Origin of the sequence: Afipia birgiae 34632 (genome assembly GCF_000308295.2) — a bacterium.
Classification (GTDB): Bacteria; Pseudomonadota; Alphaproteobacteria; order Rhizobiales; family Xanthobacteraceae; genus Afipia; species Afipia birgiae.
In genome coordinates this window covers 551194-575165 of sequence record NZ_HG326653.1, presented here as the reverse complement: position 1 = coordinate 575165, position 23972 = coordinate 551194, and the positions used below count along the sequence as shown (strand labels likewise).

Sequence of the window (23972 nt, the reverse complement as noted above, 5' to 3'; positions counted from 1 at the left end):
GAGCCAGGCGCCGGTGACCGGGATGCACGGTGGAAAGGCCGATCTAGGAACATATGCCTAGAATAGGACCAAAACTAGCTCAGCGGCAAGAGCGATCCGGTTCGTCCGTAGTCGTACGTAAAACTAGAAGTCGGAACACAGCCCCTTGTGTTCCCAGTCCCCGTACCGGGTTGGTTCCAGCCCCTTGGGACCCTGAACCTCATTTGCACGATGGCTGTTTTCCTGCGCGGCCTTCGATCGCCGCTCTTCGGCTTCAGCGAGCGCCCGCTGGGCCTGCGGCGACAGCGGCTTGCGAACGGCGCTCAGATCGGCATCGACAGGATTGGAGCGAGACGGGTCATCATTCATGGCTGACACTCCCGGGTGGTCAGAGCCGAAATTCAAATCTAGATAGACCGGGCCCACGATCAAGGCCCGTGGCACACGCCGTATCACGTCGGCGCACAGTTTGTATGTGAAGCGGCTTACATTCCCCGAGATGTTTTAGACAAGACGATTCAGACACGACGCAATTCTTACATTTGGCATATTCCCATGTCACGTAGTCACCTCATTGCGACGTCCGTCGCGCCTGTCCCGCCAGCGAATGTTTTTTGCCGCATGAAGCCTTCAAGATTTGTCCCGCCCACCGAGGTCCCCGGCCTCGCAGCGCGCAGGATCGCGGCCGATATTCTTGACGGCGTGCTGCACAAGCACCGCATGCTCGACGATCAGCTCGACGGCGTTGGCGCTCATCCGGGATTGAAGACGCTTGCGGATCGCGATCGCGCGCTGATGCGCCGGCTGGTCGCAACGATTCTGCGGCGGCTGGGCACGCTCGGCCATGTGCTGTCGCGGCTGCTCGACCGCGGAATTCCGAACGACGCGCCGCGCGCGCAAAGCGCGCTGCTGATCGGCGCCGCCCAGATTTTGTGGATGGATGTTCCCGATCACGCCGCGGTCGATCTGTCGGTGCGCCTTGTGCAGGCGGATCGCCGGGCCGCGAAATACGCAGGCCTCGTCAACGCCGTGCTGCGGCGCTGCGCGCGCGAAGGCCAGCCGCTGATCGACGAAGTCAAATCGCAGATGCTCGATCTGCCGCCGTGGCTTACGGCGCGCTGGATCGCGACTTACGGCGAAGACGCGGCACGTGCAATGGCTGCCGCCATCAGCGTCGAACCCGCACTGGACCTGACCGTCAAATCCGATCCGGACAGTTGGGCGACGCGGCTGCATGGTGAAGCCCTGGCGACCGGCACGGTGCGAACGCTGCTGCATGGATCGGTCACCATGCTTCCCGGCTTCAACGAGGGCGAGTGGTGGGTTCAGGATGCAGCCGCCGCGATGCCCGCCCGGCTGTTCGGCGACATTAAGGACAAGACCATCGTCGATCTGTGCGCGGCGCCCGGCGGCAAGACCGCGCAACTCGTCCATGCAGGCGCGCGGGTGACCGCGGTCGACCGCTCGCCGAATCGCATCGCGCGGCTGCGGGAGAATCTGTCCCGGTTGTCGCTCGAGGCCGGGACCGCTGTGGCGGACGCGACCGAGTGGCAGCCGCCCGGGGAGTTGTTCGACGGCGTGTTGATCGACGCACCCTGCGCTGCGACCGGCACGATCCGGCGGCATCCCGACGTCGCGTGGCTGAAACAGGAATCGGACATCGGCGCGCTCGCCGCCGTGCAAAAACGTCTGCTGCAAAAAGCCGTCACGCTGCTGAAGCCCGGCGGTACCCTGGTCTATTGCACCTGCTCGCTGGAACCCGAAGAAGGCGAGCAAGCCGTTGCGAGCGTCCTTGCGGCCGAATCAGGCCTTCGGCGCGCGCCTGTCGGGCGGGATGAAGTGGCGGGGCTGGACGAAATTCTCACCCCTGGCGGCGACATCCGCACCCTGCCCTCGCATCTCGCCCATGGCGATTCGCGCCTGGGCGGCCTCGACGGCTTTTACGCGGCGCGCCTGATCAAGTCCTGACTTCGATTCTCATCCCTGGCGCGCAGGTGATTCGCGGCAAGCGGTCAACCGCTGTTGATGGATGTCCTTGGGGGTGCCTTGCGGACATTTCCGGATTACAACGGTGCGCGGAGATTCCCTCACAGTGCGGCGCGTTAGCGTCCCTCGTGGGTTTCGGGGAGGAATGCTCCGGTTTAATGGGGAACGATCACGTTCGGCGGCGGGGGTACCCGATTTCGCCAGCGCGATCAGGACAGGGCGCACGTGGCGGTCGCTTACCGACGACGCATCTCGTCTCTTCTGCTTGGCCGCGCCGCGCGGAACGTACTCGCACGCGCCAGCGGGCAGTCGGTTGCGCTATCACGCTTCTGGCCCGGCCGCACCGATCGGCTGCTGATCGCTCCCAACGATCTGCGCACCGTCGACGCCACGCGCGCGTCGGAAATCTATGCCGGGCGTTTCGTCTTCGCCGGCAAGATCGTCACCTCCCATGGCCGCTCGATTTTCGAACTCGATCCACCGTCGGACGACTGGGAAGCCAACCTGCTCGGCTTCGGCTGGCTGCGCCATCTGCGCGCGGCGGATTCCGCCATCACCCGCGCCAACGCGCGCTCGCTGATCGACGACTGGATTTCGAAACCGATCCGCAAGCGCGGCACCGGCTGGCGCGCCGACGTGCTGGCGCGGCGCGTGATCTCGCTGCTGTCGCAGGCGCCGCTGGTGTTGAACGATGCCGACGGAAAATTCTACCGGCGCTTCCTGCGCAGCCTGACGCGCGAGATCCGTTATCTGCGCTACACGATGGTCGATATTCCCGACGGCGTGCCGCGCCTGCAGGTGCTGATCGCGCTATGCTACGCGTCGCTGTGTCTGGCCAATCAGGCCAAGCATATCCGCACCGCGTCGCGAAAACTTTCCGACGAATTGCAGCGGCAACTACTTCCCGATGGCGGACATATTTCACGCAACCCGGGGGCGCTGATCGAATTGCTGCCCGATCTTTTGCCGCTGCGTCAGACCTTCACCGCCCGCAACATCGCGCCGCCGCCCGCGCTGCTGAACGCAATCGACCGCATGATGCCGATGCTGCGTTTCTTCCGCCACGGCGACGGAAGTTTTGCGCTGTTCAACGGCATGAGCAGTGCGCCGTCGGGCCTGCTCGCAACATTGCTCGCCTATGACGACACCCATGGCATCCCAATGTCCAACATGCCGCATTCGGGCTTCCAGCGCCTCGATGCCGGCACCACCGCCGTCATCATGGACACCGGCGCCCCGCCGCCGCCGGCAGTGAGCCGCGATGCCCATGCGGGCTGCCTGTCGTTCGAACTGTCGTCCGGCACCAGCCGCATCGTGGTCAATTGCGGAATTCCTTCCACCGGCCGCGACAACTGGCGCGCCTTCGCGCGATCGACGGCGGCACATTCGACCCTGATCTGTCACGAGACCTCGTCGTGCCAGTTCATCGAATTGCCTGCCATGAAGCGGATGCTGCAGGGCGCGCCCATCGTCAGCGGGCCGTCCAATGTCGGCGTGTTTCGCGAGATCGCCAACGACAGCATTCAACTGACCGCAACCCACGACGCCTATGCGCGCCAATTCGGCGTCGTGCATCAGCGCAGCCTGACTCTCTCCTCCGACGGCACCCGGCTCGACGGCGAAGATACGTTGCTGAACGCATCCGGTGCCTCGTCGCGCAGCAAGCCCGACGACTATGTGCTGCGGTTTCACTTGCATCCGTCGGTAAAGGCCAGCCGCCTCACCGACGCGCGCGGCGTGATGCTGGTGCTGCCCAACCGCGACGTCTGGACGTTCGAAGCTCTCAACGACAAGGTTGATCTGGAGGACAGCGTGTTTCTGGCAGGCTCCGACGGCCCGCGCCGGACCGCCCAGATCGTGATCCGGCAGAACCGGAAGGACTCGCCGAGCGTGCGCTGGGGCTTCACCCGCTCATCTGCGTCAGCGACCGTGACCAATGCCCGCCGCGACGCCCGCCGCGAGCCGGAATTGCCGCTTTAATCCGCTGAATATTATCCTGTTTCAATTGCCCTCAAAAAAGGGGGCTTTTGGTGAACTGGGCCGTTTTGCCGGGCGGGAAACCATGCTACCCGGCGGCATCTATCGAACCAGGACCCTTTCTCATGACTGACCACCCGCGCCGCGTCACGCGCGCACTTCTCTCCGTTTCCGATAAATCCGGCCTGATCGAATTCGCCCGCGCGCTTTCCGACAGCGGCATTGAACTGGTCTCCACCGGCGGCACCGCCAGGACCATTGCCGAAGCCGGCCTCAAGGTGCGCGACGTATCGGACCTCACCGGATTTCCCGAGATGATGGACGGGCGGGTCAAGACGCTGCATCCGAACGTGCACGGCGGACTGCTGGCGATCCGGGACAACGCCGATCACGCGCGCAGCATGAAGGATCACGGCATCGCGCCGATCGACCTTCTGGTGGTCAATCTTTATCCGTTCGAAGCCACCGTCGACAAAGGTGCGTCCGAAGACGACTGCATCGAGAACATCGACATCGGCGGCCCGGCGATGATCCGCGCCGCGGCGAAAAACCATCACGATGTCGCCGTTGTGGTCGAGGCGTCCGACTATCAGGCGGTGCTGGACGAACTCGCGGCCAACAAGGGCGCGACCACGCTGGCGCTCCGCAAGCGGCTCGCGCAAAAGGCCTACGCGCGGACCGCAGCCTATGACGCGGCGATCTCGAACTGGTTCGCCGATCAGCTGAAAATCGACGCTCCTGATTTCCGGGCCTTCGGCGGCAAGCTGATCCAGGCGCTGCGTTACGGCGAGAACCCGCATCAGGGCGCGTCGTTTTACAAGACTCCCGATCGCCGGCCCGGCGTCGCCACCGCGCGCCAGCAGCAGGGCAAGGAACTGTCCTACAACAACATCAACGACACCGATGCGGCTTATGAGTGCATCGCGGAGTTCGATGCGAAACGCACCGCCGCCTGCGTCATCGTCAAGCACGCCAATCCTTGCGGCGTCGCCGAGGGAACGGACCTTGCCAGCGCCTATCGCAAGGCACTGGCTTGCGACTCAACATCGGCCTACGGCGGGATCATCGCGTTCAACCGCACCCTCGATGCCGACGCGGCCAACGCCGTCGCGGGAATCTTCACCGAAGTCATCATCGCGCCCGACGCGACCGAAGAGGCCATCGCCATCATCGGCAAGCGCAAGAACCTGCGCCTGCTGCTGGCCGACGGTCTGCCCGATCCGCGCGCTGCCGGACTCATGACAAAGACAGTGGCCGGTGGCCTTCTGGTGCAGACGCGTGACAACGCCGTGGTCGACGACATGACCTTCAAGACCGTCACCAAGCGCGCGCCGAGCGACGCCGAGCTGAACGATCTGCGATTTGCGTTCCGCGTCGCCAAGCACGTGAAGTCGAACACCATCATCTACGCGAAGGATCTCGCCACCGTCGGCATCGGCGCAGGCCAGATGAGCCGGGTGGATTCGGCGCGCATTGCCGCGCGCAAGGCCGAAGACGCCGCGAAGGAGCTGGGACTTGCCGCCCCGATGACCAAGGGCTCGGTGGTGGCGTCCGACGCGTTCTTCCCGTTCGCGGACGGCCTGCTGGTCGCGATCGAAGCCGGTGCAACTGCGGTGGTTCAGCCCGGCGGTTCGATGCGCGACAACGAGGTGATTGAGGCCGCCGATGCACATGGCATCGCCATGGTGTTCACCGGCACGCGGCACTTCAAGCACTGATCGCCACACACGTCATTCCGGGGCGCGAGTGCAACGAGCGCGGAATCCTTCTCGGAAAAGCTCTTCGAGATTCCGGATCAGTCCGCTTCGCGGGCTGTCCGGAATGACGCGAGTGGCCCTACGCCCGCACGCGCGACAGCAGCAGAAGCCCCGCCGAGAAGAACACCACCAGCACGGCCATGCCGGCCTTCTGGCTCATGGTCACCGCGGTCACGATGCTGACCACCAGCGGCGCCATGAATGACGTCACCTTGCCGGACAGCGCGAACAGTCCAAAGAACTGCGTGATGCGGTCCTTCGGCGCGAGGCGAATAAGCAGCGTGCGCGACGCAGCCTGCATCGGACCTGCCGCCATGCCGATCAGGAATCCGAGCACCAGATAAGCCTGCTCGGCAGGCGAGCCAAACAGCTTGCCCGGCTGCGGCGGCGCGACCTTGAACACGAAGAACAGCGTATCGCGGTCGATCGAGAGAATCGCTGCGCAAGCAAGCAGCAAGATCGACATGCTGCCCGCGATCACGACCTTCGGTCCAAACCGGTCGTCGAGCTTGCCACCGATCCACGCACCCAGCGTGCCGGAGAAGGCCGCGAGAATTCCGAACGTCCCGATCTGCAGCGTCTGCCAGCCGAATGTGCCCGCGGCATAGATGCCGCCGAACGCGAACAGCGCCACCAGCGCATCCGTGTAGACCATGTTGGCGATCAGGAATGTCAGCATCCGCGGCTGGCGCGGCAACGTTGACAGCGTTTCGCATAGTTCGCGCAGGCCTTCACGCACCGCGCCAAGTGCAGGTGCCTTGGCGGCGCGATCGGGCGTGAACAGAAACATCGGCAGCACAAAGATGATGAACCAGAGCCCGCTCAGCGGCCCGGTGATGCGGTCGCCCTCGTGCGTCGCCGGATCGAGACCGAACAGCGGTGCAAAGCCGAACAGCGTGCGGCCGGTCTCACCGCTTGCCGCAAGAAAACCGAGCACGAGAATGAGACTGAGAATGCCGCCGACATATCCGGCGGCCCAGCCCGTTCCCGACAGCCGTCCGATCCGCTCCGGAGGCACCAGCGTCGGCATCATTGCATTGTTGAACACGGTGGCGAATTCGATGCCGACAGTCGCGATGCCGAATGCGATCAGCAACGGCAGAATGACGGAGGTATCGCCCGGCTTGCCGATCCACATGATCGACGCACCGATCACGAACAGCGCGCCGAACGCGGCTATCCAGGGCTTGCGTCGCCCGCCGGCGTCGGCGATTGCGCCGAGTACAGGCGACAACAAGGCAATGACAAGACCTGCCGCCGCGGTCGCAAATCCCCACATCGCCTGTCCGCTGGCAGGATTCGCCGCCACATGGGTTGCAAAGTAAGGCGCGAACACGAATGTCGTGATCAGACTGAAGTACGGCTGCGCCGCCCAGTCGAACAGAATCCAGCCGAAGACGGCCTTGCGCGGCGGATATGTCTGCGGCGACACGTTTGCGTGACTGTCATGCGCCGGAACAGCTTGAGACATGATCGAAATTCCTGCCGAATCGGCGCGGACGTTGTCCGCCGCCAGCGGCAGAACCATATAGTGCGGCGGTCCAATTGCTATCGCGTTTTTCCGTAGGCGCGGTTTACCGGAGAGGCTCATGGCCCTGTCTATCACCCGCCGCGCATACGCCTTCGCGCTCGCCGCGATCATTCTGCTGAAAGCACCAGTCTTCGCGCAGGATTCAAGACACGGATATTACGCGCCGCCTGCGCTCAGCACGGTCAATCCAGTCATTGCAAAGAATGGCATGGTCGTTGCGCAGGAGCGCATCGCAGCGGGTATCGGCCGCGACGTTCTGGCGCGCGGCGGCAACGCAGTCGATGCCGCAGTGGCCACCGGATTCGCAATGGCTGTGACCTATCCGCGCGCCGGCAATCTTGGCGGCGGCGGCTTTATGATCGTTCACCTGGCGAACAACAACGAAGCCGTCGCGATCGACTATCGCGAGAGCGCACCGGCCGCCGCGACGCGTGACATGTTTCTCGGCGATGACGGCAAGCCGGATACAAAAAAGTCTCGCGATCAGGCGCTCGGGATCGGCGTCCCCGGCACGGTCGCAGGATTGGCGCTGGCGCTGGAAAAATACGGCTCGGGAAAATTCAAGCTCGCGGATCTGCTCACGCCTGCGATCGCGCTCGCACGCGACGGTTTCGTGATCGCCGACGACACCGCCGACACATTGCCGGACTGGCATCGGCGGCTGGCGAAATGGCCGTCGAGCGCGAAGATCTTTTCGCGCGCCGACGGCACGTCGCTCCAGCCCGGCGACCGCTTGATCCAGAGTGACCTTGCCGCTACGCTGGAGGCGATTTCGGCGCAAGGCGTGAGCGGCTTCTACGACGGCGCGGTCGCCGAAAAACTTGCCGCCGGAATCCAGGCTGCAGGCGGTATCATCACGCGCGACGATCTCAAGACATACCAGCCGATCGTCCGCACGCCGGTGCGCGGCACCTATCGCGGCTTCGATATCGTCTCCATGCCGCTGCCGTCCTCGGGCGGCACCGTGCTGATCGAAACGCTGAACATCCTCGAAGGCTACAAGCTGCGCGAGATGGGCGCGGGCTCCGTCGATGCGCTGCATGTTTCCATCGAAGCGATGAAGCGCGCCTATGCCGATCGCGCGCGTTACCTCGGCGATCCGGCCTTCATTAACGCGCCGATGCAGCAGCTCCTCGCGAAAGAATACGCCGCAAAACAGCGCGCCACCATCGACATGACCAAGGCGACGCCGTGGAGCGAGACAACGCTGGCAACTTCTCCGCGCGAAGGCAGCAACACCACCCACTATTCGGTGCTGGATGCATCCGGCAACGCCGTGAGCAACACCTACACGCTGAACTTCAGCTACGGCGTCGGCCTCGTCGCTGACGGCACCGGCGTCCTCCTCAACAACGAGATGGACGATTTCACCGCGGCCCCCGGCGCATCGAACGCCTACGGCCTCGTCGGTTTTGAGGCCAACCTGCCCGGCCCAGGCAAGCGGCCGTTATCCTCGATGTCGCCCACCATCGTCTTGAGGGATGGCAAACCGGTGCTGGTCACGGGTTCGCCCGGCGGCAGCCGGATCATCTCGGCGGTGCTTCAGGTGCTCATCAACACCATCGACTTCGATATGAATGTTGCGGCGGCGGTGTCGGCACCGCGGCTGCATCATCAATGGCGGCCCGACGAGGTTCGCATCGAGCGCGGTTTCCCCGAGGCGACACTTGCTGCGTTGCGTGAGCGCGGACACCGCATCATCGCGCCGCTTGGACAGACCTCTGCCAATTCCATCGCCGTGACACCCGACGGTCTGCTCGGCGCTGCCGATCCTCGCACACGCGGCGCGGAGGCCGCCGGGTATTAGAGCCATTCAGCGCAGCGGTTGTTCGGGTTTCCGGCCGTAACGTGAGCTAGCGTCCGATCTGATACGGCCCGCCCTTTTCCAGCGCCCGCTGATAGGCCGGACGGGCGTGGATACGCTGCAGGAAGGCCCCAGCCTTCGGCGAGCTTTCATCGAGACCGGCACGGGCGGAGGCGGCCTCAAGCGGAAAACTCATCTGAATGTCGGCGGCCGTCATCTCGTTGCCCGCGAACCATTCGCTCTTGCCGAGTTCGCTTTCCCAGAACGCGATGTGCTGCTTGAGCTGCGGATTGACCAGCGTGGTCAGCATCTTGCCGAACACCGGCATCAGCAGCGGCCGCATCAAGGCCGGCGCACGCTTCGGCGCCAGCGTGAACAGCAGCTTCTGAAGCAGCAGAGGCATCGCCGAGCCTTCGGCATAATGCAGCCAGTAGGTGTAACGCAGCCGCTCCGGCGTTCTCGGCAGCGGGATCAGCCGGCCGTTGCCGTAGGTGTCGATGATGTACTCAACGATGGCGCCGGACTCCGCGATAGTGTTGCCATTGTCGGTGATGACCGGCGACTTACCCAGCGGATGGATGGCGCGCAACTCCTTCGGCGCCAGCATCGACGGCTGCCGCTGATAGCGCACGATCTCGTAAGGGACGCCGAGTTCTTCCAGCAGCCAGAGCATCCGCTGCGAGCGGGAATTATTGAGGTGATGAACCGTGAGCATGCAGGCCGCTCCTGTGCGACATCGATGGACGTCCTACACGTGCCAGCCATGTCGCCAAGAACCCGCGGCGAAAACAATCTTCCGCCGCGCATCAACCGTCTGAACAGGAGGCTATCTTGGCCAAGCGAAATGCGACCGTGGCGGTGATCGGCGCCGGCGACTTTATCGGCGGCGAGATCGCGAAGAAATTTGCTTCCGAAGGATTCACGGTGTTCGCCGGCCGCCGCAACGGCGACAAACTGGCGCCGCTGGTCAAGGAGATCGAGGCGGCGGGCGGAGAGATCCACGCCCGCTCGCTTGATGCCCGAAAGGAAGACGAGATCGTTTGGCTGCTGTACCAGCAGCCACGCAGCGCCTGGACGTTCGAACTCGAGATCCGTCCGTTCGGCGAGAAATGGTAGTCGCGCCGCGCATAACAGCCGGGCGCCGCAAAGGCTCGACCTCGTCTTGCGTCCACATCACCGTTTGAGCAAGGATCGCGCGTCTCTCCCGTCGCCCGATCCGAAGATCGCTTCACGATTTTCGGGATCACCCTGAAACTATCAAAGAAGTGGATTTTGATGATGCGCATTCTGGTCATCGGCGCTGGCGCGACCGGCGGATATTTCGGCGGCAGATTGCTGCAGGCTGGCCGCGACGTCACTTTTCTGGTGCGGCCGAAGCGTGCCGAACTACTGGCGAAGAACGGTCTGATCATCAAAAGCCCGGTCGGCGACGTCACGCTCAAGAATCCACCGACCGTTCTGGCGGAGAAGATCACGACGCCGTTCGACGTCATCATCCTGAGCTGCAAGGCCTACGATCTCGACGACGCGATTGCATCCTTCGCGGCCGCCGTCGGTCCTGACACTGCGATCATTCCGTTCCTCAATGGCATGAAGCATCTCGACGTGCTGGATGCAAAATTCGGCATCGATCGCGTGATGGGCGGGCAATGCCAGGTTGCGTCGATGCTCGACGCCGAAGGTGTCATCCATCATCTCGCGCCGATGCATTCGATGTCGTTCGGCGAACGCGGCACGCGGAAAGATGATCGCGCCAAGCGGATCGAAGCGACGCTGCAGGGCGCGATGTTCGACGCCCGCGCCAGTGAGGTCATCATGCAGGAGATGTATGAGAAGTGGGTTTTTCTCGCCACGCTGGCGGGAGCGACCTCGCTGATGCGCGCGCCCGCCGGTCACATCACCGGCGCACCCGGCGGTGAGCAGTTCATCCGCGCGCTCCGCTCGGAAATCGCCTCGATCACCGAAGCCGCCGGTCACGCGCCGCGGCCGGAATTCCTGGAGCGCACGGCGGGTCTGCTGTTCACACCGGGATCGCCGCTGACCGCATCGATGCTGCGCGACATCCGCAGCAATGCCCGGATCGAGGCCGACCAGATTATCGGCGACCTGATCCATCGCGCCGAAACCAACAAGAAGGGCGTGCTGAACGTGCCGCTGCTGCGGATCGTCTACACACACCTGAAGGCCTACGAATCGCAACTTGCGTAAGGCGGTCACCTCGTAAGCATCGAGACATAAGAAAGGCCGGGTCAAACCCGGCCTTTCTTTCCGTCCAGAGATCATTTCAACGCAAGCGGCTTTTCCTCGTCGAGGAAGTTCATCAGCTCGCGGAAGAACTGCATGCGGTTCTTTTCCATCATCACCGTATGGGTGCCCTCGCTGATCTCGATGAACCGCCAGTACGGCGCATTCTTCAGTTGCTTGACATAGTTCTGGGCGAGATAGCTCGGCAGGTCTGCATCCCATTCGGCATGCAGAATAATCGTCGGTACCGTGATCTTGCCGGGATCGAACAGCGCCTTGCCGGCGCCCCAATATAGCTGTGTGTCTTCCACCACACCGTTCGGTGCCCGCAGCATGCCGGGATTCTTCGTGACCGAATCCGGATCGGTGGCCCAGGTCGCATTGGCCCATGCATCGAAAACGCCGGGCGGAATGAGATCGGCCTTCTTGTTCTCCGGCACATCCTTCAGCCAGCGTTCCTTGGCCGAATCTTTCGAGACGAGACGATATGCGCCAAGCTTCGGCCACTGCGCCGGCGGCGGTTCGGTGCGAATCCACTGCGGCGCGTAGAGCACGAGGCGGTTGACCTTGGCGTTGTTCTCGCTGGTGTAGAGGCCCACGGTCGATGTGCCCCACGACCAGCCCATCACGTTGATCTTGGAGACCCCGCGTTTTTTCAGGATGTAATCCACCGCGGTCCCGAAGTCCTTCGCGGCAACGCGCGTCTGAACGATCGGCTTGTTGTCGCCGGGCGGCTGGCTCATTTCAGCCGGCCGCGACGAGCGGCCGTAGCCGCGAATATCCACCAGATAGACGTCGTAGCCTCGCGCCGCGATCAGATCCATCATCGACTTGCCTTCGATGGGCAGATCGAACGCGGTCTCGGAGGGATAGGTCGCACCGTGTACGTAAAGCAGAATCTTGTCGGCAGCGAATTTCTTCTGGTTCGCCGGATGCTTGTTGCGCACGAACAGCTGGATGCCGGCGTCGCCTGTCGGAATCATGGTGTCCGACGTCTCGAGCCTGACGTCCTTTGCCTGCGCGCTCACACCGGTGAAAAGTGCACCGGCGGCGAGGCACGTCAAAGCGAACCAAGAAAACTTGCTGGTCATCGAATCCTCCCGCGGACTTTATGTTTGAGTTTTTGATCGTCCCCAGGCGGATCGTCCGCTCAGCCCGAGCGATGGCAATGCTAGGTAGATTCCATAGCGATGGGTAGGCGCGGTATTGCTGGGGCTGGTCTTTGGAGGTCTCGAATGAGCTAGGCGGCGAAAAACGACAAAGCCGCCTTGCGGCGGCTTGTCATTCGACAAACGATCCGAAGATCGTTGATCGGCCAAGAATTTCTGGAGCGGGCGAAGGGATTCGAACCCTCGACCCCGACCTTGGCAAGGTCGTGCTCTACCCCTGAGCTACACCCGCATCACAGAGAATGGGCGGGGCGCAAAGCGCGCCGCCGGGCAAACCTATGCCAAATGCGGCCATGCAATGCAACAGGGCTAATCCTTTAATCTGCACGCCCGGTTCCGGCCAGTTTTGGGCCAAATCGATGTTTTCATGGGCCTTTGCCGTACACGGCCCGATTGAAAATCCCCCAAAAGACCTCCATCTGTGGCTTTGCGCCATTTTCGCCCTGACGGCCACCCGAGGTCGCACGGAAATCGCGCCTTCTTGCATATCGGCCATTTTCCCTGCGGCGGATCGAAGCTGCCGGGAAAGGCCCAAGCCATGCTAGAAGCGGCTTCTTCATAAGACATTCGGCAGGCGAGGATCACGTGACGATAGTCGAACAAGGCACCGGACCCGCGGCAACGACGCCGCCGGATCTGATCAAGGACACCACGACCCAGACCTTCGTGAAGGACGTTATCGAGGAATCGAAGCGCCAGCCGGTGCTGATCGACTTCTGGGCGCCGTGGTGCGGCCCCTGCAAGCAGCTGACCCCGGTGATCGAAAAAGCCGTCCGCGCTGCAAAGGGCAGGGTCAAGCTGGTCAAGATGAACATCGACGAGCATCCTGCCATTCCCGGGCAGATGGGCATCCAGTCGATCCCTGCCGTCATTGCCTTCGTCAACGGCCAGCCGGCCGATGGCTTCATGGGCGCGGTGCCCGAAAGCCAGGTCACGGCCTTCATCGACAAGCTGACCCAGGGCATGCCCTCGCCGGAGGACGATGTCACCTTGATTCTGAACGAGGCCGAGGCCGCAATGGCGGCGGGCGATCCGGCAACGGCCGCGTCGATCTATGCCGAAGTGCTCGGAGTCGATGCCACCAACCTCACCGCGCTTGCCGGCCTCGCGCGATGCTATGTCTCCGCCGGCGCGCTGGAGCAGGCCAAGCAGACGCTGGCCATGGTGCCGGAATCCAAGCGCAGCGATGCCGCGATCTCCGCAGTGCAGACGATGCTCGATCTCGCGGAACAGGCGAAGGCCGTGGGTCCCGTGACCGAGCTTGAGCAGAAGGTCGCTGCCAATCCGCTTGATCATCAATCACGCTTCGATCTTGCCGTGGCGCTCAATGCGAGCGGAAAGCGGAGCGAGGCGGCCGGTCATCTGCTGGACATCGTCAAGCGCGACCGTAAATGGGACGATGACGGCGCGCGCAAGAAGCTCGTGCAGTTTTTCGAGGCGTGGGGGCCGGACGACGATGCGACCGTTGACGGCCGCAAACGTCTGTCGACGATCCTGTTCTCCTGAAGCTCCTGACCGAGCTTCTTACGCCTGACGTGAGGGAAGCGGATGCCGATCAACGCAGAATATCGTGGGCCCGCCGATCTGCCGAAAGTCATTCCGGTGTTTCCGCTGCCCGGGGCGCTGCTGCTGCCGCGCGGCCAGATGCCGCTTAATATTTTCGAGCCGCGCTACCTTCAGATGGTGGACGACGCGTTTCGCGACGGCCACCGCCTGATCGGAATGATCCAGCCCGACGTGACCCACTCCCACAGCAACGAACGGCCGACTTTGTTCAAGGTCGGCTGCGTCGGCCGCATCACGCAGCTCGCCGAATCTGGCGACGGCCGCTACATCCTCGAACTGACCGGCGTCGCCCGCTTCCGGGTACTCGAAGAAAAAACAGTGCTGACGCCATACCGCCAGTGCAATGTGGACTTCAGCGCATTCCCTGACGATTTCGTCGCGCGCAAGGGCGAAGAGGAAGTCGATCGCAAGGCGCTGCTGGCAGCACTAACGCAATTTCTGAAAGCCAACCAGCTCAAGGTGGATTGGGAAGGCATTGAAAGCGCACCCAATGAAGCGCTGGTCAATGCGCTGGCGATGATGTCGCCCTATGGACCGGCGGAGAAGCAGGCGCTGCTGGAAGCGCCGAATCTGAAGACGCGCGCTGAAATCCTGATCGCCGTCACCGAAATGGATCTTGCGAAAAAGCAGACATCCGGCGATCCGCCGCTGCAGTAACGAGCGGCGGCGGGGTTTAGTATCCCGCGATCGCCAGCACCACCACCACGCTCAGCAGCATCCATCCGAAATGACGGCCGCGCTTGGCCCAGGCATTGGCCGCGGCTGCGAAGGCGAACACCACCGCCATTGTCACGACGATCCAATGGCGCGCGGCGTCCGATCCCATCAGCGGCGCCGTGAGCAACAGAACCCCTCCGCCGATCCACGCCACCGTGCCGGTCTGCCAGACAAGCCGCAGCAAGGTTCGCACCTGCGCGGGTTCGATCGTAATCCTGTTATTGCCTTGCGCGAATATTCTGGTTTCGCCCAGCGTACCGTGAATCAGCGCCACGACGATGGCGAGACCTCCCGAGACTTGCAGCAACAGATCGCGCATCCCGCCAACTCCTCATCTCGACCATACATATGTGTATGGTTAGACTGCGCCGAATGCTGGCACCTGTCAATACTGTTGTGTATGGTGCCGCTGACGGCGGGGTTTACCGGTGAAGAACAGCGCGCAATCCGACCAGCTATCCGCCACCGACTGGCTCGATCAGGGCCTGAAAACGCTGAGCGAAAGCGGATTCACCGCGCTGAAGGCCGAGCCGCTGGCGAAAGCCATGGGCGTCTCGCGCGGCAGCTTCTATTGGCATTTTGCGGATGTCGGCGCGTTCCATTCCGCCCTGCTCAAGCGCTGGCGGGAGGTTGCGACCGAGCAGATCATAGCCAGTCTCGAGCGCTCGCCGGAGGGCGAAATTCCCATCAACGTGCTGCTGCGCCGGGCGTTCGGCGGTAGCAGGTTTACAGTGGAAGTGGCGGTGCGCACTTGGGCCACGGTCGATTCAGCGGCCCGCGCGGCGGTGCAGGCCATCGACCGGCGCAGGCTGTCATACATGGAGGGCCTGTTTGTGGCACAGGGATATTCCCCCGCAGCGGCGCAGGCGCGCGCCCAGATTCTGTACTGGGCATTTCTCGGCTTCACGCTCTCGGAAAGGCCGTTGCCGAAGCCACGGCAAGAAGAGATTTTTGCTGAGTTGATCAGGATCGCCAACACGCCGGCCTGATGATTGTGACAACGGAACCGCTCGGTCAGTTGATCCGGGTTGCCCTGGATGTGATACAAAGCCACGACAAGACCTGATCTGGAGTTGACCTATGACCTCGCCGTCTGAGCGGCCCGAAAGCGGCGTCGATCCGAAACTTCTCGAAATTCTGGTGTGCCCCCAGACCAAGGGGCCGCTGGAGTTCGACAGCGCGCGGCAGGAACTGATCTCGCGCTCCGCCAAGCTCGCCTACCCGATCCGCGACGGCATCCCGATCATGCTGCCGGAAGAAGCGCGCCGGATTGACTGAGCGGCGGCTTTCGCTGCCCGCGGCATTGCCGCGGGCGCGGCGCCTATCCATAACACCACCGGAGACACCCGATGCGACCCGCCGCTCTCGAACGCTGGCACGATTTTATCAAATCGCATGATGAAAAAATGTTATGGGATCTGCTTCACCCTGATGCCGTGTTCGAAAGTCCCGTCGTCCACACGCCGCAGCGAGGACGCGACATCACGTTCAAGTATCTGGCGAGCGCGGGAACGGTGCTCGGCGGCCCCGGCTTCAGGTATCTCGGCGAGTGGCGCAACGACAACGGCGCGGTGCTGGAGTTCGAGAACGAGGTCGAAGGCATCAAGATCAATGGCGTCGACATCATCACATTCAGCGATGACGGGCTCCTGATTACACATTTCAAAGTGATGGTCCGGCCACTAAAGGCAATGAATCTTCTGCATCGCCTGATGGGCGAACAGCTGGCGAAAGCAAGCTGACTTTGCATCGTCATTGCGAGCGAAGCGAAGCAATCCAGCTTCGTCTTGCGCAACAAAGGACTGGATTGCTTCGTCGCTTTCGCTCCTCGCAATGACGGACCTACAGCGCCTCGCCGCGCAACAAGCGCGGCACTTCGCCGGACAATCCTGCCGCCTGACGAATGAACGCGCTTTTCAGCGGCGGCACGCGATCGACAAGACCGAGGCCGATATCGCGCACCGTGCGCAACAGGGTCGATTTGTTCGAGAACAGCATGTTCAGTGAATTGGTGGCGACACCCATCGCCACAGTGTCAAAACGCCGCCAGCGCTGATAGCGCTCCAGAACATCGGCCTGCCCGGGATCGATGCCGAGCCGCGCCGCGTCGACGATCACTTCCGCCAGCGCCGCCGCATCCTTCAGGCCCATGTTGAGCCCCTGCCCCGCAATGGGATGAATCACATGCGCCGCGTCGCCGACCAGCGCGAGCCGCTCTGCGATGAAGGAGCGCGCCACGAAATAGCCGAGCGGAAAAGCGCGCGGTTTGTCGAGCGCTTTCACCTCGCCGAGATGAAGCCCGAACCTCGTTTCCAGTTCGGTCTGAAATTCATTGTCGGGCAATTCGATGATCCGCGCGGCTTCTCGCCGGCTCTCGGTCCAGACCAGCGACGAGCGATTGCCCTTGAGCGGTAGGATCGCAAACGGACCCGCAGGCAGGAAATGTTCTTCGGCGCGGCCGTGATGATCGCGCTCATGTCCGACGGTCACGACAATGCCGGACTGATCGTAGTCCCAGCCGTGCGTTGCGATACCAGCGCGCTCGCGCAGCTTCGATTTCGCGCCATCAGCCGCAACGAGAAGACTTGCATCAATCACACGACCGTCGCTCAGCGTGACGCGCGTGCCATCGCCGTGCACGTCGTAACTTGAAACAGCGACCGCATTGAGTTCGATACCTTCGGATTCCGCGCGCGTCACCAGCGCGTTGATCAGGAGGCGATTCTCGACCATGTGCGCGAATGGTTCGCCGGGCTCGACTTCGCCGCCGAAGGTCAGGAAGATCGGGCGTGTCGCATCCTCAAGACGCGAGTCCGTCACCACCATGTCCAGGATCGGCTGAGCGCTGTCGGCCACCTGATTCCAGACACCGACTACCTCGAACAACCGGCGGCAGGCGGCAACGATTGCAGACGCGCGCGGATCGCGGCTCGGCTTCATCGCGAAAGCCGGATCGGCAACGACAATCGGAATTTCGGGACCAAGGCCCTGCCTCAGCGCCAGCGCCAGTCCCAGACCGGCGAATGCGCCTCCTCCGATCACGATGCTTCGTTGTGACGACATAAGACCCCGACCTTCATAGGTACATTTCGTTTCACGGCCGCTCTTGCCTCAAACCCGGCCATGGGGGAAACATGCCCCATGAATGGGTCCGGAATGAGCCACCGCTGTTTATCAGGGTTTTTGGACCGCCGGAAACCGCCTCGTTGTCGCTTCGTATCGAAGATCGGAACATCGTGAATGTCGAAAAGCCTGATTGATCTGTTGTCGATCCTCGATATCGAACAGCTCGAAGTGAACATGTTCCGCGGCACCAGCCCCAAGACGCGCTGGCAGCGCGTGTTCGGCGGGCAGGTGATCGGTCAGGCGATGGTGGCGGCATGCCGCACCGTCGAGAATGTCGAAAAGCGGCTGCCGCATTCCCTGCATTGCTACTTCATTCTTCCCGGCGATCCGCAGATTCCGATCATCTACGAAGTCGAGCGGCTGCGCGACGGCAAGAGTTATTCGACGCGGCGCGTCACTGCGATCCAGCATGGTCACGCCATCTTCTCGATCATGGTATCGTTCCATGCCGAGGAAGAAGGTTCATTCAACCATCAGGACAAGATGCCGGACGTTCCGCCGCCCGAGAAACTGACCGCGGAAGAAGTGTCCAAGCAGCCGATCTTCAAGGAGATGCCGGACTTCATCCGGCGCTACTACGAATCCGACCGGCCGATCGAGCTACGCCCGGTTGAACTCGGCCGTTACTTCGGCCAGAAAATCGACGACGGTCGCATCCACGTCTGGATTCGTACGGTCGCAAAACTGCCGGACGATCCGGCGCTGCATCTATGCGCGCTGGCCTATGCATCGGACTTCTCACTGCTCGATGCCGCGATGGCGCGCTATGGCCGTACCTTGTTCGACAATCGCATGATGCCTGCGAGCCTCGATCACGCGATGTGGTTTCATCGGCCGTTCCGCGCCGACGAATGGCTGCTCTACGCGCAGGATTCGCCCAGCGCCCAGGACGGCCGCGGGCTGACACGTGGCCTGATCTTCAAGCAGGACGGCACACTGGTCGCTTCCGTCGCACAGGAAGGTTCGCTGCGGGAGCGCAAGGAAAAGCCGCCGGCGTAACCGGCGGCCTTCATTTCAGACGACTGATTGCGCTGACGTTGGCTTACGACAGGCGCTCCGTTGCGGAAAATTGCGACACGTACCAGCGGGTGTACCAGCCCATCACCCACGGAATCGGAATAATCAACACCGAGCCGATGGAGAGGACCAGCGTTCGCCACAGTGTCTCCAGTCCGGTCGCGTTGAACGAAATGGCGCGCCGTGTGCCCGTGATGTTGCTGCACGTCCATCGCATCCACGCGGTGAGAACCCACGCCCAGCCGATGATGGTGATGAAGGACAGCGCCAGTAAAACGTACCAGCCGATATAAACCCACGGGCTGCCATCGAAGCTGAGCCGAAGCGGCCGGCCATCCGCCGTAATGTTGGCCACAACCCACCGCACCGTGAGCCACGACAAGTACGCCTGAAGCGGAAACAGAAGGTAGCTCAGGTAAGGAATGTCGGTGAAGCTGCCGACATACGTCATCAGCGCCAGCCCAATGAAAACGTACCAGATGTCGAGCGGCTTTCCGGTGAAACCGAGATAGCCCCGTTGCGGCACATGGATGCGCGAGATGATCCAGCCGTAGAAACTTGCCGCAACCCATGGCGCCGGAATGACCAGCAGAAATCCGATCAGGAAAACCAGCGCGCGACCGAGCATCTCCCAGATGCCGATCTCGATCGAAAGCGATCCGCCCGACTGATCGCCGTTGGCGGACGGCGCGGATGCACCCGGACGCGGAATCGAAAGTGGCGCACGGCCGGGCGACAGCAGGCCCGGGATATCTCCAGCGTATTTCCAGTCCTGCATGCCGTCGGCCCAGACATAGGTGTCGGGCCGGATGTTTCCTCGCGCAATCAGATCGCGAAATTCATCCTCGGAATATGGACCTTCCTGCTTCTCCCCGGCGGCAACAAACCAAGATCGGCCCGGCATGATAATTCCTTTTCTTTCGGAAAATGGAGCGCCGGACCGGCCGCAAGACGACTGTCGTGCAGCATCAAAGCAAATCGCATTCGGTCTCAACCCCCGAGAGGGCGGATGCTACAAACTGACCGCGCATTGCCGCAACGCTTTTCGAACCGGCCTGCATATTTTTCCGCCGCTTTGCCCAAAAAGGTAGCGGATTCCCGCAGGCGCGCGTAAAGACTCCTGACGCTTCCGCACTGATTTAGGGATGAAGAGCGACCATGAAGCTTATCACCGCCATCATCAAACCCTTCAAACTTGAAGAGGTCCGTCTGGCCCTGACCGCGATCGGGGTTCACGGCATGACCGTTACCGAGGTGAAGGGTTTTGGCCGCCAGAAAGGGCATACCGAAATCTACCGTGGCGCCGAATACATCGTGAATTTCCTGCCGAAGCTGCGCATTGAAATCGCAGTCGGAAGCGACCTCGCCGAGCAGGCCGTACAGGTCATCACCGCAGGTGCACGCACCGGACAGATCGGCGACGGCAAGGTTTTCGTTACACCGATCGAAAACGCCGTCCGCATCCGGACGGGCGAAACCGACAACGACGCACTTTGATTGCGGGCTTGATCCCGAAAAGTTGAAAGCGGTTTTCGGACCCGATCATGCTCAAACGAAAGTAAGCATCACCAAGCGACTGCAGCGGCGCGTGCAAGACGCCGCAAGGTCTTCCTAGCCGGGGGGATTATCATGTTGAGATTACCGCGTGCAGTCGCACGGTTTGCGACGGCGGCTTCCGTTGCGGCCTTCGCTTTCACAACTGCAACACCCGCCCTTGCTGAACCGGCAAAGATCGACGGCGCCGACACCGCGTGGATGATCACCGCGACCGCGCTCGTCCTGATGATGACCATACCGGGTCTCGCGCTGTTTTATGCCGGCATGGTGCGCAAGAAAAACGTGCTTGCGACCATGGCACAAAGCCTGATGGCAGTGGCACTGATTTCCATTCTGTGGGTGATCTACGGCTACAGTCTTGTGTTTGTCGGTGACGGTGCGTGGATCGGCACGCTGGAGCGTTTTCTGTTGTCCAGCATGACGATGGATGGCGTCAATCCGGCGGCGAAGACGATTCCGGAAGCACTGTTCATCATCTATCAAATGACCTTCGCGGTGATCACGGTCGCGCTGGTCGCCGGATCGGTCGCCGACCGGATGCGGTTTTCCTCCTACGTGCTGTTCTGCATCGGCTGGTTCACGCTGGTTTACATCCCGCTCGCGCACTGGGTGTGGGGCGGCGGCTTCCTGGCGCAGGCGGGCGTGCTGGATTTTGCCGGCGGCCTCGTTGTGCATCTCAGCGCGGGCACTGCCGGCCTCGTGGCAGCTGTCGTGATGGGCCGTCGCCGCGGTTACGGCACGGAGAACCTTGCGCCCTACGATCTTTCGCTCGCCGTTATCGGCACCGGCCTGTTGTGGGTCGGCTGGTTCGGCTTCAACGGCGGCTCGGCGCTGCAGGCCAGTTCACGTGCGGTGATGGCGATTCTCGCAACGCATCTGGCGGCCTGCGCCGGAGCGCTGACGTGGTGCGCGATTGAATGGATCACCCGGCGCAAGCCCTCGGTCCTCGGCATGATCTCGGGCGCCGTGGCCGGGCTCGGCACGATTACGCCCGCGTCCGGCTTCGTGGAGCCCTGGCATGGCATCGTGATCGGCGTGATCGCGGGCGCGGTGTGTTTCTGGGCGTGCACCAGCCTCAAGCACCGCTTCAATTACGACGATACGCTCGACGTGTTTGGCATTCACGGCATCGGTGGACTGCTGGGCACCCTGATGACCGGGATTTTCGCCACCGCCGCCATCGGCGGAACCGCCGGGCTGATCGAGGGCAATCCCAAACTGCTGCTGACCCAGGCCTATGGCGTCGCGGTCGTGTTCGCCTGGACCAGCGGCGTGACCTTCGTCCTGCTCAAGATCGTCGACATGCTGGCCGGCCTGCGGGTCTCGCACGAGCATGAGGTCGAGGGGCTGGACATCACCCAGCACGGCGAAGCCCTCCAATAAACCGCCTTAATTGGTGAGGATCTTGGCCCTTTTCAGGGCTCGAATCCTCTTTTGCTTCTCCGGTGGGCACGAATGTGTCGACAGTCTGATGTGCCCATGTTTTTGGCATTCCTGTCGATCTTTTAGGCGTGGCCAAATCGCCTCATTGTTGCGCGCACCCCTCGGGGCCGAAAACCCTCGGATTCATAAACCGTTAGCAATTTTCGCGGTGTTGGCACGGCATTTGATTCTATGGGACCCGGCTGTGCCCGTGGAGTGATCTGTCTTCGCGCGGTGACCCTCAGTCGAGAACGCCCGGTGTGTTGGATCGGGCCCAAGCGGGGAAGAATCCATGAAAATTGTTATGGCCATCATCAAGCCATTCAAGCTGGAAGAGGTCCGTGATGCCCTGACCGCCATCGGCGTTCACGGTCTCACGGTGACGGAAGTGAAGGGCTACGGCCGCCAGAAGGGCCATACGGAAATCTACCGCGGCGCTGAGTATGCCGTGAGCTTCCTGCCCAAGATCAAGATCGAGGTCGCTGTCGCCTCGCCCCAAGTCGACAAGACCATCGAAGCGATCACCGGCGCTGCAAAGACCGGCCAGATCGGCGACGGCAAAATCTTCGTCATCAATCTCGACCATGCGGTGCGCATCCGTACGGGCGAGGCCGATGACGCGGCGCTTTGATTTCGCGCAAACCTCATCTTATCAGGAGTACAAACAAATGACGTTCAAGCGTCCCACCAGCGCGGGATTGACAGCTCTCGCAGTCGGCCTTTTCGCCACGACAGCCGCCTACGCAGCGCCGACGATCAACAAGGGCGATAACGCCTGGGTCATGACATCGGCGATTCTCGTGCTGCTGATGACCATCCCGGGTCTCGCCCTGTTCTACGGTGGACTCGTCCGCTCCAAGAACATGCTCTCGGTGCTGGCTCAGGTTTTCTACACCGTCTGCATCGTCACCATTATCTGGGCAGTGTACGGCTACAGCCTCGCCTTCACCGGCGGCTCTGATTTCATCGGCGGCTTCTCGAAAGCCTTCATGTCCGGCATCACTCTGGAATCGGCGGCGGCGACGTTCAGCGTCGACGTCAACATTTCCGAACTGGTGTACTTCTGCTTCCAGCTCACCTTCGCTGCAATCACCCCGGCCCTCATCGTCGGCGCTTTTGCGGAACGCACGAAGTTCGCGGCGCTCGCGCTGTTCGTCCCGCTCTGGGTCACGCTGATCTATTTCCCGATGGCGCACATGGTTTGGTACTGGGCGGGTCCGGACGCGATCACCGATGCGGCCAAGGCCCTTGCAGCCGCGGCTGACGGTGCAGCAAAGACTGCGGCGCAGGCGAAACTCGACGATGTGATGGCGGACGGCGGCTTCATCTTCAAGAAGGGCGCACTCGACTTCGCAGGCGGCACCGTGGTGCACATCAACGCCGGTATCGCGGGCCTCGTCGGCGCGCTCATCATCGGCAAGCGCACCGGCTACGGCAAGGAACTGATGGCTCCGCACTCGCTGACCATGACCATGATCGGCGCTGCCCTTCTGTGGGTGGGCTGGTTCGGCTTCAACGCCGGATCGAACCTCGAAGCCTCAAGCGGCGCTGCGCTCGCCATGACCAACACCTTCGTTGCAACCGCAGCGGCGGCTCTGTCGTGGATGTTCGCGGAGTGGATGATCAAGGGGCACCCCTCGCTGCTCGGCGCATTGTCCGGCGCAGTCGCGGGTCTCGTTGCTGTCACGCCAGCGGCCGGTTTCTCCGGTCCGATGGGCGCGATCGTGCTCGGCCTCGTCGTCGGCGTCGTCTGCCTGTTCTTCTGCACCGTCGTGAAGAACGCGCTTGGTTATGACGACTCACTCGACGTGTTCGGCATCCACTGCATCGGCGGCATCGTCGGCGCTCTGGGCACCGGCATCCTGGTCAACCCCGCCCTGGGCGGCACCGGCGTGATGGACTACGTCGCCGGCAAGGTCGGCGACTACGACCTCGTGGCGCAGATGACATCCCAGTTTTGGGGCGTCTGCACCACGCTGCTGTTCTCGGGCATCGGTTCGGCGATCCTGTTCAAGGTCGTCGATGTGATCGTGGGCTTGCGTGTTCCGGTCGACGCGGAGCGCGAAGGCCTCGACATCACCGACCACACGGAGCGTGCATACAACATGTAACGAGCGTGA

General features: G+C 62.3%; 22 protein-coding genes, 1 tRNA gene and 1 pseudogene. 16 read left to right on the top strand and 8 right to left on the bottom strand.

Going from position 1 to position 23972, the window contains the following annotated elements; genetic code table 11:
- Positions 1-123: 123 nt before the first annotated feature.
- The gene (locus BN32_RS16675; RefSeq protein ID WP_019199208.1) at positions 124-348 is read right to left on the bottom strand and encodes a DUF1674 domain-containing protein; all 225 of its coding nucleotides are present in this window, start codon (positions 346-348) and stop codon (positions 124-126) included.
- 252 nt (positions 349-600) lie between these two features.
- Between BN32_RS16675 and BN32_RS16670 the strand changes: the two genes are divergently transcribed.
- From BN32_RS16670 to purH, 3 genes are all read left to right on the top strand, one after another.
- A complete protein-coding gene (locus BN32_RS16670; RefSeq protein ID WP_019199209.1) occupies positions 601-1947 on the top strand; it encodes an RsmB/NOP family class I SAM-dependent RNA methyltransferase in 1347 nt (448 codons plus the stop codon).
- Between the two features lie 243 nt (positions 1948-2190).
- Positions 2191-3945, top strand: a complete 1755-nt coding sequence (locus tag BN32_RS16665) for a heparinase II/III family protein (protein WP_019199210.1) — start codon at positions 2191-2193, stop codon at positions 3943-3945.
- Between the two features lie 122 nt (positions 3946-4067).
- Complete coding sequence (gene purH, locus BN32_RS16660; protein WP_019199211.1) at positions 4068-5660, top strand: bifunctional phosphoribosylaminoimidazolecarboxamide formyltransferase/IMP cyclohydrolase; 1593 nt, start codon at positions 4068-4070, stop codon at positions 5658-5660.
- 118 nt (positions 5661-5778) lie between these two features.
- Here the strand turns inward: purH and BN32_RS16655 are convergent, their stop codons facing one another.
- A complete protein-coding gene (locus BN32_RS16655; protein ID WP_040426845.1) occupies positions 5779-7170 on the bottom strand; it encodes an MFS transporter in 1392 nt (463 codons plus the stop codon).
- 118 nt (positions 7171-7288) lie between these two features.
- Here BN32_RS16655 and ggt point away from each other — a divergent pair, with 118 nt between their 5' ends.
- Complete coding sequence (ggt, locus tag BN32_RS16650; RefSeq protein ID WP_019199213.1) at positions 7289-9037, top strand: gamma-glutamyltransferase; 1749 nt, start codon at positions 7289-7291, stop codon at positions 9035-9037.
- 46 nt (positions 9038-9083) lie between these two features.
- Here the strand turns inward: ggt and BN32_RS16645 are convergent, their stop codons facing one another.
- Positions 9084-9749, bottom strand: coding sequence for a glutathione S-transferase family protein (locus tag BN32_RS16645; protein ID WP_040426609.1), 666 nt, complete (start codon positions 9747-9749; stop codon positions 9084-9086).
- A gap of 116 nt (positions 9750-9865) precedes the next feature.
- Between BN32_RS16645 and BN32_RS16640 the strand changes: the two are divergent.
- Positions 9866-10084, top strand: a pseudogene (locus tag BN32_RS16640) (SDR family NAD(P)-dependent oxidoreductase); the annotation flags it as partial.
- Positions 10085-10312: 228 nt separating this feature from the next.
- Complete coding sequence (gene panE / locus BN32_RS16635) at positions 10313-11242, top strand: 2-dehydropantoate 2-reductase (protein WP_040426844.1); 930 nt, start codon at positions 10313-10315, stop codon at positions 11240-11242.
- 71 nt (positions 11243-11313) lie between these two features.
- On the opposite strand, the gene BN32_RS16630 is transcribed toward panE, so the two are convergent.
- Positions 11314-12369, bottom strand: a complete 1056-nt coding sequence (locus tag BN32_RS16630) for an alpha/beta hydrolase (RefSeq protein ID WP_019199217.1) — start codon at positions 12367-12369, stop codon at positions 11314-11316.
- A gap of 235 nt (positions 12370-12604) precedes the next feature.
- Positions 12605-12679 (bottom strand) — tRNA-Gly (locus BN32_RS16625).
- 353 nt (positions 12680-13032) lie between these two features.
- On the opposite strand from BN32_RS16625, the gene trxA reads away from it, so the two are divergent.
- Together trxA and BN32_RS16615 are read left to right on the top strand one after the other, a co-directional pair.
- Positions 13033-13953, top strand: coding sequence for a thioredoxin (trxA, locus tag BN32_RS16620; RefSeq protein ID WP_019199218.1), 921 nt, complete (start codon positions 13033-13035; stop codon positions 13951-13953).
- A 42-nt stretch (positions 13954-13995) separates the two neighbouring features.
- Complete coding sequence (locus tag BN32_RS16615) at positions 13996-14670, top strand: LON peptidase substrate-binding domain-containing protein (protein ID WP_019199219.1); 675 nt, start codon at positions 13996-13998, stop codon at positions 14668-14670.
- A gap of 16 nt (positions 14671-14686) precedes the next feature.
- Here BN32_RS16615 and BN32_RS16610 read toward each other — a convergent pair whose 3' ends face one another.
- The gene (locus BN32_RS16610; protein ID WP_019199220.1) at positions 14687-15049 is read right to left on the bottom strand and encodes a hypothetical protein; all 363 of its coding nucleotides are present in this window, start codon (positions 15047-15049) and stop codon (positions 14687-14689) included.
- 109 nt (positions 15050-15158) lie between these two features.
- On the opposite strand from BN32_RS16610, the gene BN32_RS16605 reads away from it, so the two are divergent.
- The 3 genes from BN32_RS16605 to BN32_RS16595 all read left to right on the top strand — a co-directional run bounded on the left by BN32_RS16605 (position 15159) and on the right by BN32_RS16595 (position 16472).
- A complete protein-coding gene (locus tag BN32_RS16605) occupies positions 15159-15719 on the top strand; it encodes a TetR/AcrR family transcriptional regulator (protein WP_019199221.1) in 561 nt (186 codons plus the stop codon).
- Positions 15720-15810: 91 nt separating this feature from the next.
- Positions 15811-16008, top strand: a complete 198-nt coding sequence (locus tag BN32_RS16600; RefSeq protein ID WP_019199222.1) for a Trm112 family protein — start codon at positions 15811-15813, stop codon at positions 16006-16008.
- Positions 16009-16079: 71 nt separating this feature from the next.
- Positions 16080-16472, top strand: a complete 393-nt coding sequence (locus tag BN32_RS16595; RefSeq protein WP_019199223.1) for a nuclear transport factor 2 family protein — start codon at positions 16080-16082, stop codon at positions 16470-16472.
- Positions 16473-16572: 100 nt separating this feature from the next.
- On the opposite strand, the gene BN32_RS16590 is transcribed toward BN32_RS16595, so the two are convergent.
- On the bottom strand, positions 16573-17793 hold the full coding sequence (locus BN32_RS16590; RefSeq protein ID WP_019199224.1) for a ubiquinone biosynthesis hydroxylase: 1221 nt from the start codon (positions 17791-17793) through the stop codon (positions 16573-16575).
- A gap of 177 nt (positions 17794-17970) precedes the next feature.
- Between BN32_RS16590 and tesB the strand changes: the two genes are divergently transcribed.
- Complete coding sequence (gene tesB, locus BN32_RS16585; RefSeq protein WP_019199225.1) at positions 17971-18855, top strand: acyl-CoA thioesterase II; 885 nt, start codon at positions 17971-17973, stop codon at positions 18853-18855.
- Positions 18856-18898: 43 nt separating this feature from the next.
- Here tesB and BN32_RS16580 read toward each other — a convergent pair whose 3' ends face one another.
- Positions 18899-19777, bottom strand: a complete 879-nt coding sequence (locus BN32_RS16580) for a DUF4339 domain-containing protein (protein WP_019199226.1) — start codon at positions 19775-19777, stop codon at positions 18899-18901.
- Between the two features lie 254 nt (positions 19778-20031).
- Between BN32_RS16580 and BN32_RS16575 the strand changes: the two genes are divergently transcribed.
- From BN32_RS16575 to BN32_RS16560, 4 genes are all read left to right on the top strand, one after another.
- The gene (locus tag BN32_RS16575; protein ID WP_019199227.1) at positions 20032-20370 is read left to right on the top strand and encodes a P-II family nitrogen regulator; all 339 of its coding nucleotides are present in this window, start codon (positions 20032-20034) and stop codon (positions 20368-20370) included.
- A 132-nt stretch (positions 20371-20502) separates the two neighbouring features.
- Positions 20503-21813: an ammonium transporter gene (locus BN32_RS16570; RefSeq protein WP_019199228.1), complete on the top strand. Its 1311-nt coding sequence runs from the start codon at positions 20503-20505 to the stop codon at positions 21811-21813.
- Between the two features lie 331 nt (positions 21814-22144).
- On the top strand, positions 22145-22483 hold the full coding sequence (locus BN32_RS16565) for a P-II family nitrogen regulator (protein WP_040426608.1): 339 nt from the start codon (positions 22145-22147) through the stop codon (positions 22481-22483).
- A 37-nt stretch (positions 22484-22520) separates the two neighbouring features.
- A complete protein-coding gene (locus tag BN32_RS16560; protein ID WP_040426840.1) occupies positions 22521-23963 on the top strand; it encodes an ammonium transporter in 1443 nt (480 codons plus the stop codon).
- Positions 23964-23972: the final 9 nt, after the last annotated feature.

What these genes read in the sequence shown, in the direction of transcription:
- BN32_RS16675 (WP_019199208.1), bottom strand. Translation starts at nt 348, where the DNA reads ATGAATGATGACCCGTCTCGCTCCAATCCTGTCGATGCCGATCTGAGC.
- BN32_RS16670 (WP_019199209.1), top strand. Translation starts at nt 601, where the DNA reads ATGAAGCCTTCAAGATTTGTCCCGCCCACCGAGGTCCCCGGCCTCGCA.
- purH (WP_019199211.1), top strand. Translation starts at nt 4,068, where the DNA reads ATGACTGACCACCCGCGCCGCGTCACGCGCGCACTTCTCTCCGTTTCC.
- BN32_RS16655 (WP_040426845.1), bottom strand. Translation starts at nt 7,170, where the DNA reads ATGTCTCAAGCTGTTCCGGCGCATGACAGTCACGCAAACGTGTCGCCG.
- ggt (WP_019199213.1), top strand. Translation starts at nt 7,289, where the DNA reads ATGGCCCTGTCTATCACCCGCCGCGCATACGCCTTCGCGCTCGCCGCG.
- BN32_RS16645 (WP_040426609.1), bottom strand. Translation starts at nt 9,749, where the DNA reads ATGCTCACGGTTCATCACCTCAATAATTCCCGCTCGCAGCGGATGCTC.
- panE (WP_040426844.1), top strand. Translation starts at nt 10,313, where the DNA reads ATGCGCATTCTGGTCATCGGCGCTGGCGCGACCGGCGGATATTTCGGC.
- BN32_RS16630 (WP_019199217.1), bottom strand. Translation starts at nt 12,369, where the DNA reads ATGACCAGCAAGTTTTCTTGGTTCGCTTTGACGTGCCTCGCCGCCGGT.
- BN32_RS16615 (WP_019199219.1), top strand. Translation starts at nt 13,996, where the DNA reads ATGCCGATCAACGCAGAATATCGTGGGCCCGCCGATCTGCCGAAAGTC.
- BN32_RS16610 (WP_019199220.1), bottom strand. Translation starts at nt 15,049, where the DNA reads ATGCGCGATCTGTTGCTGCAAGTCTCGGGAGGTCTCGCCATCGTCGTG.
- BN32_RS16600 (WP_019199222.1), top strand. Translation starts at nt 15,811, where the DNA reads ATGACCTCGCCGTCTGAGCGGCCCGAAAGCGGCGTCGATCCGAAACTT.
- BN32_RS16595 (WP_019199223.1), top strand. Translation starts at nt 16,080, where the DNA reads ATGCGACCCGCCGCTCTCGAACGCTGGCACGATTTTATCAAATCGCAT.
- BN32_RS16590 (WP_019199224.1), bottom strand. Translation starts at nt 17,793, where the DNA reads ATGTCGTCACAACGAAGCATCGTGATCGGAGGAGGCGCATTCGCCGGT.
- tesB (WP_019199225.1), top strand. Translation starts at nt 17,971, where the DNA reads ATGTCGAAAAGCCTGATTGATCTGTTGTCGATCCTCGATATCGAACAG.
- BN32_RS16580 (WP_019199226.1), bottom strand. Translation starts at nt 19,777, where the DNA reads ATGCCGGGCCGATCTTGGTTTGTTGCCGCCGGGGAGAAGCAGGAAGGT.
- BN32_RS16575 (WP_019199227.1), top strand. Translation starts at nt 20,032, where the DNA reads ATGAAGCTTATCACCGCCATCATCAAACCCTTCAAACTTGAAGAGGTC.
- BN32_RS16570 (WP_019199228.1), top strand. Translation starts at nt 20,503, where the DNA reads ATGTTGAGATTACCGCGTGCAGTCGCACGGTTTGCGACGGCGGCTTCC.
- BN32_RS16565 (WP_040426608.1), top strand. Translation starts at nt 22,145, where the DNA reads ATGAAAATTGTTATGGCCATCATCAAGCCATTCAAGCTGGAAGAGGTC.
- BN32_RS16560 (WP_040426840.1), top strand. Translation starts at nt 22,521, where the DNA reads ATGACGTTCAAGCGTCCCACCAGCGCGGGATTGACAGCTCTCGCAGTC.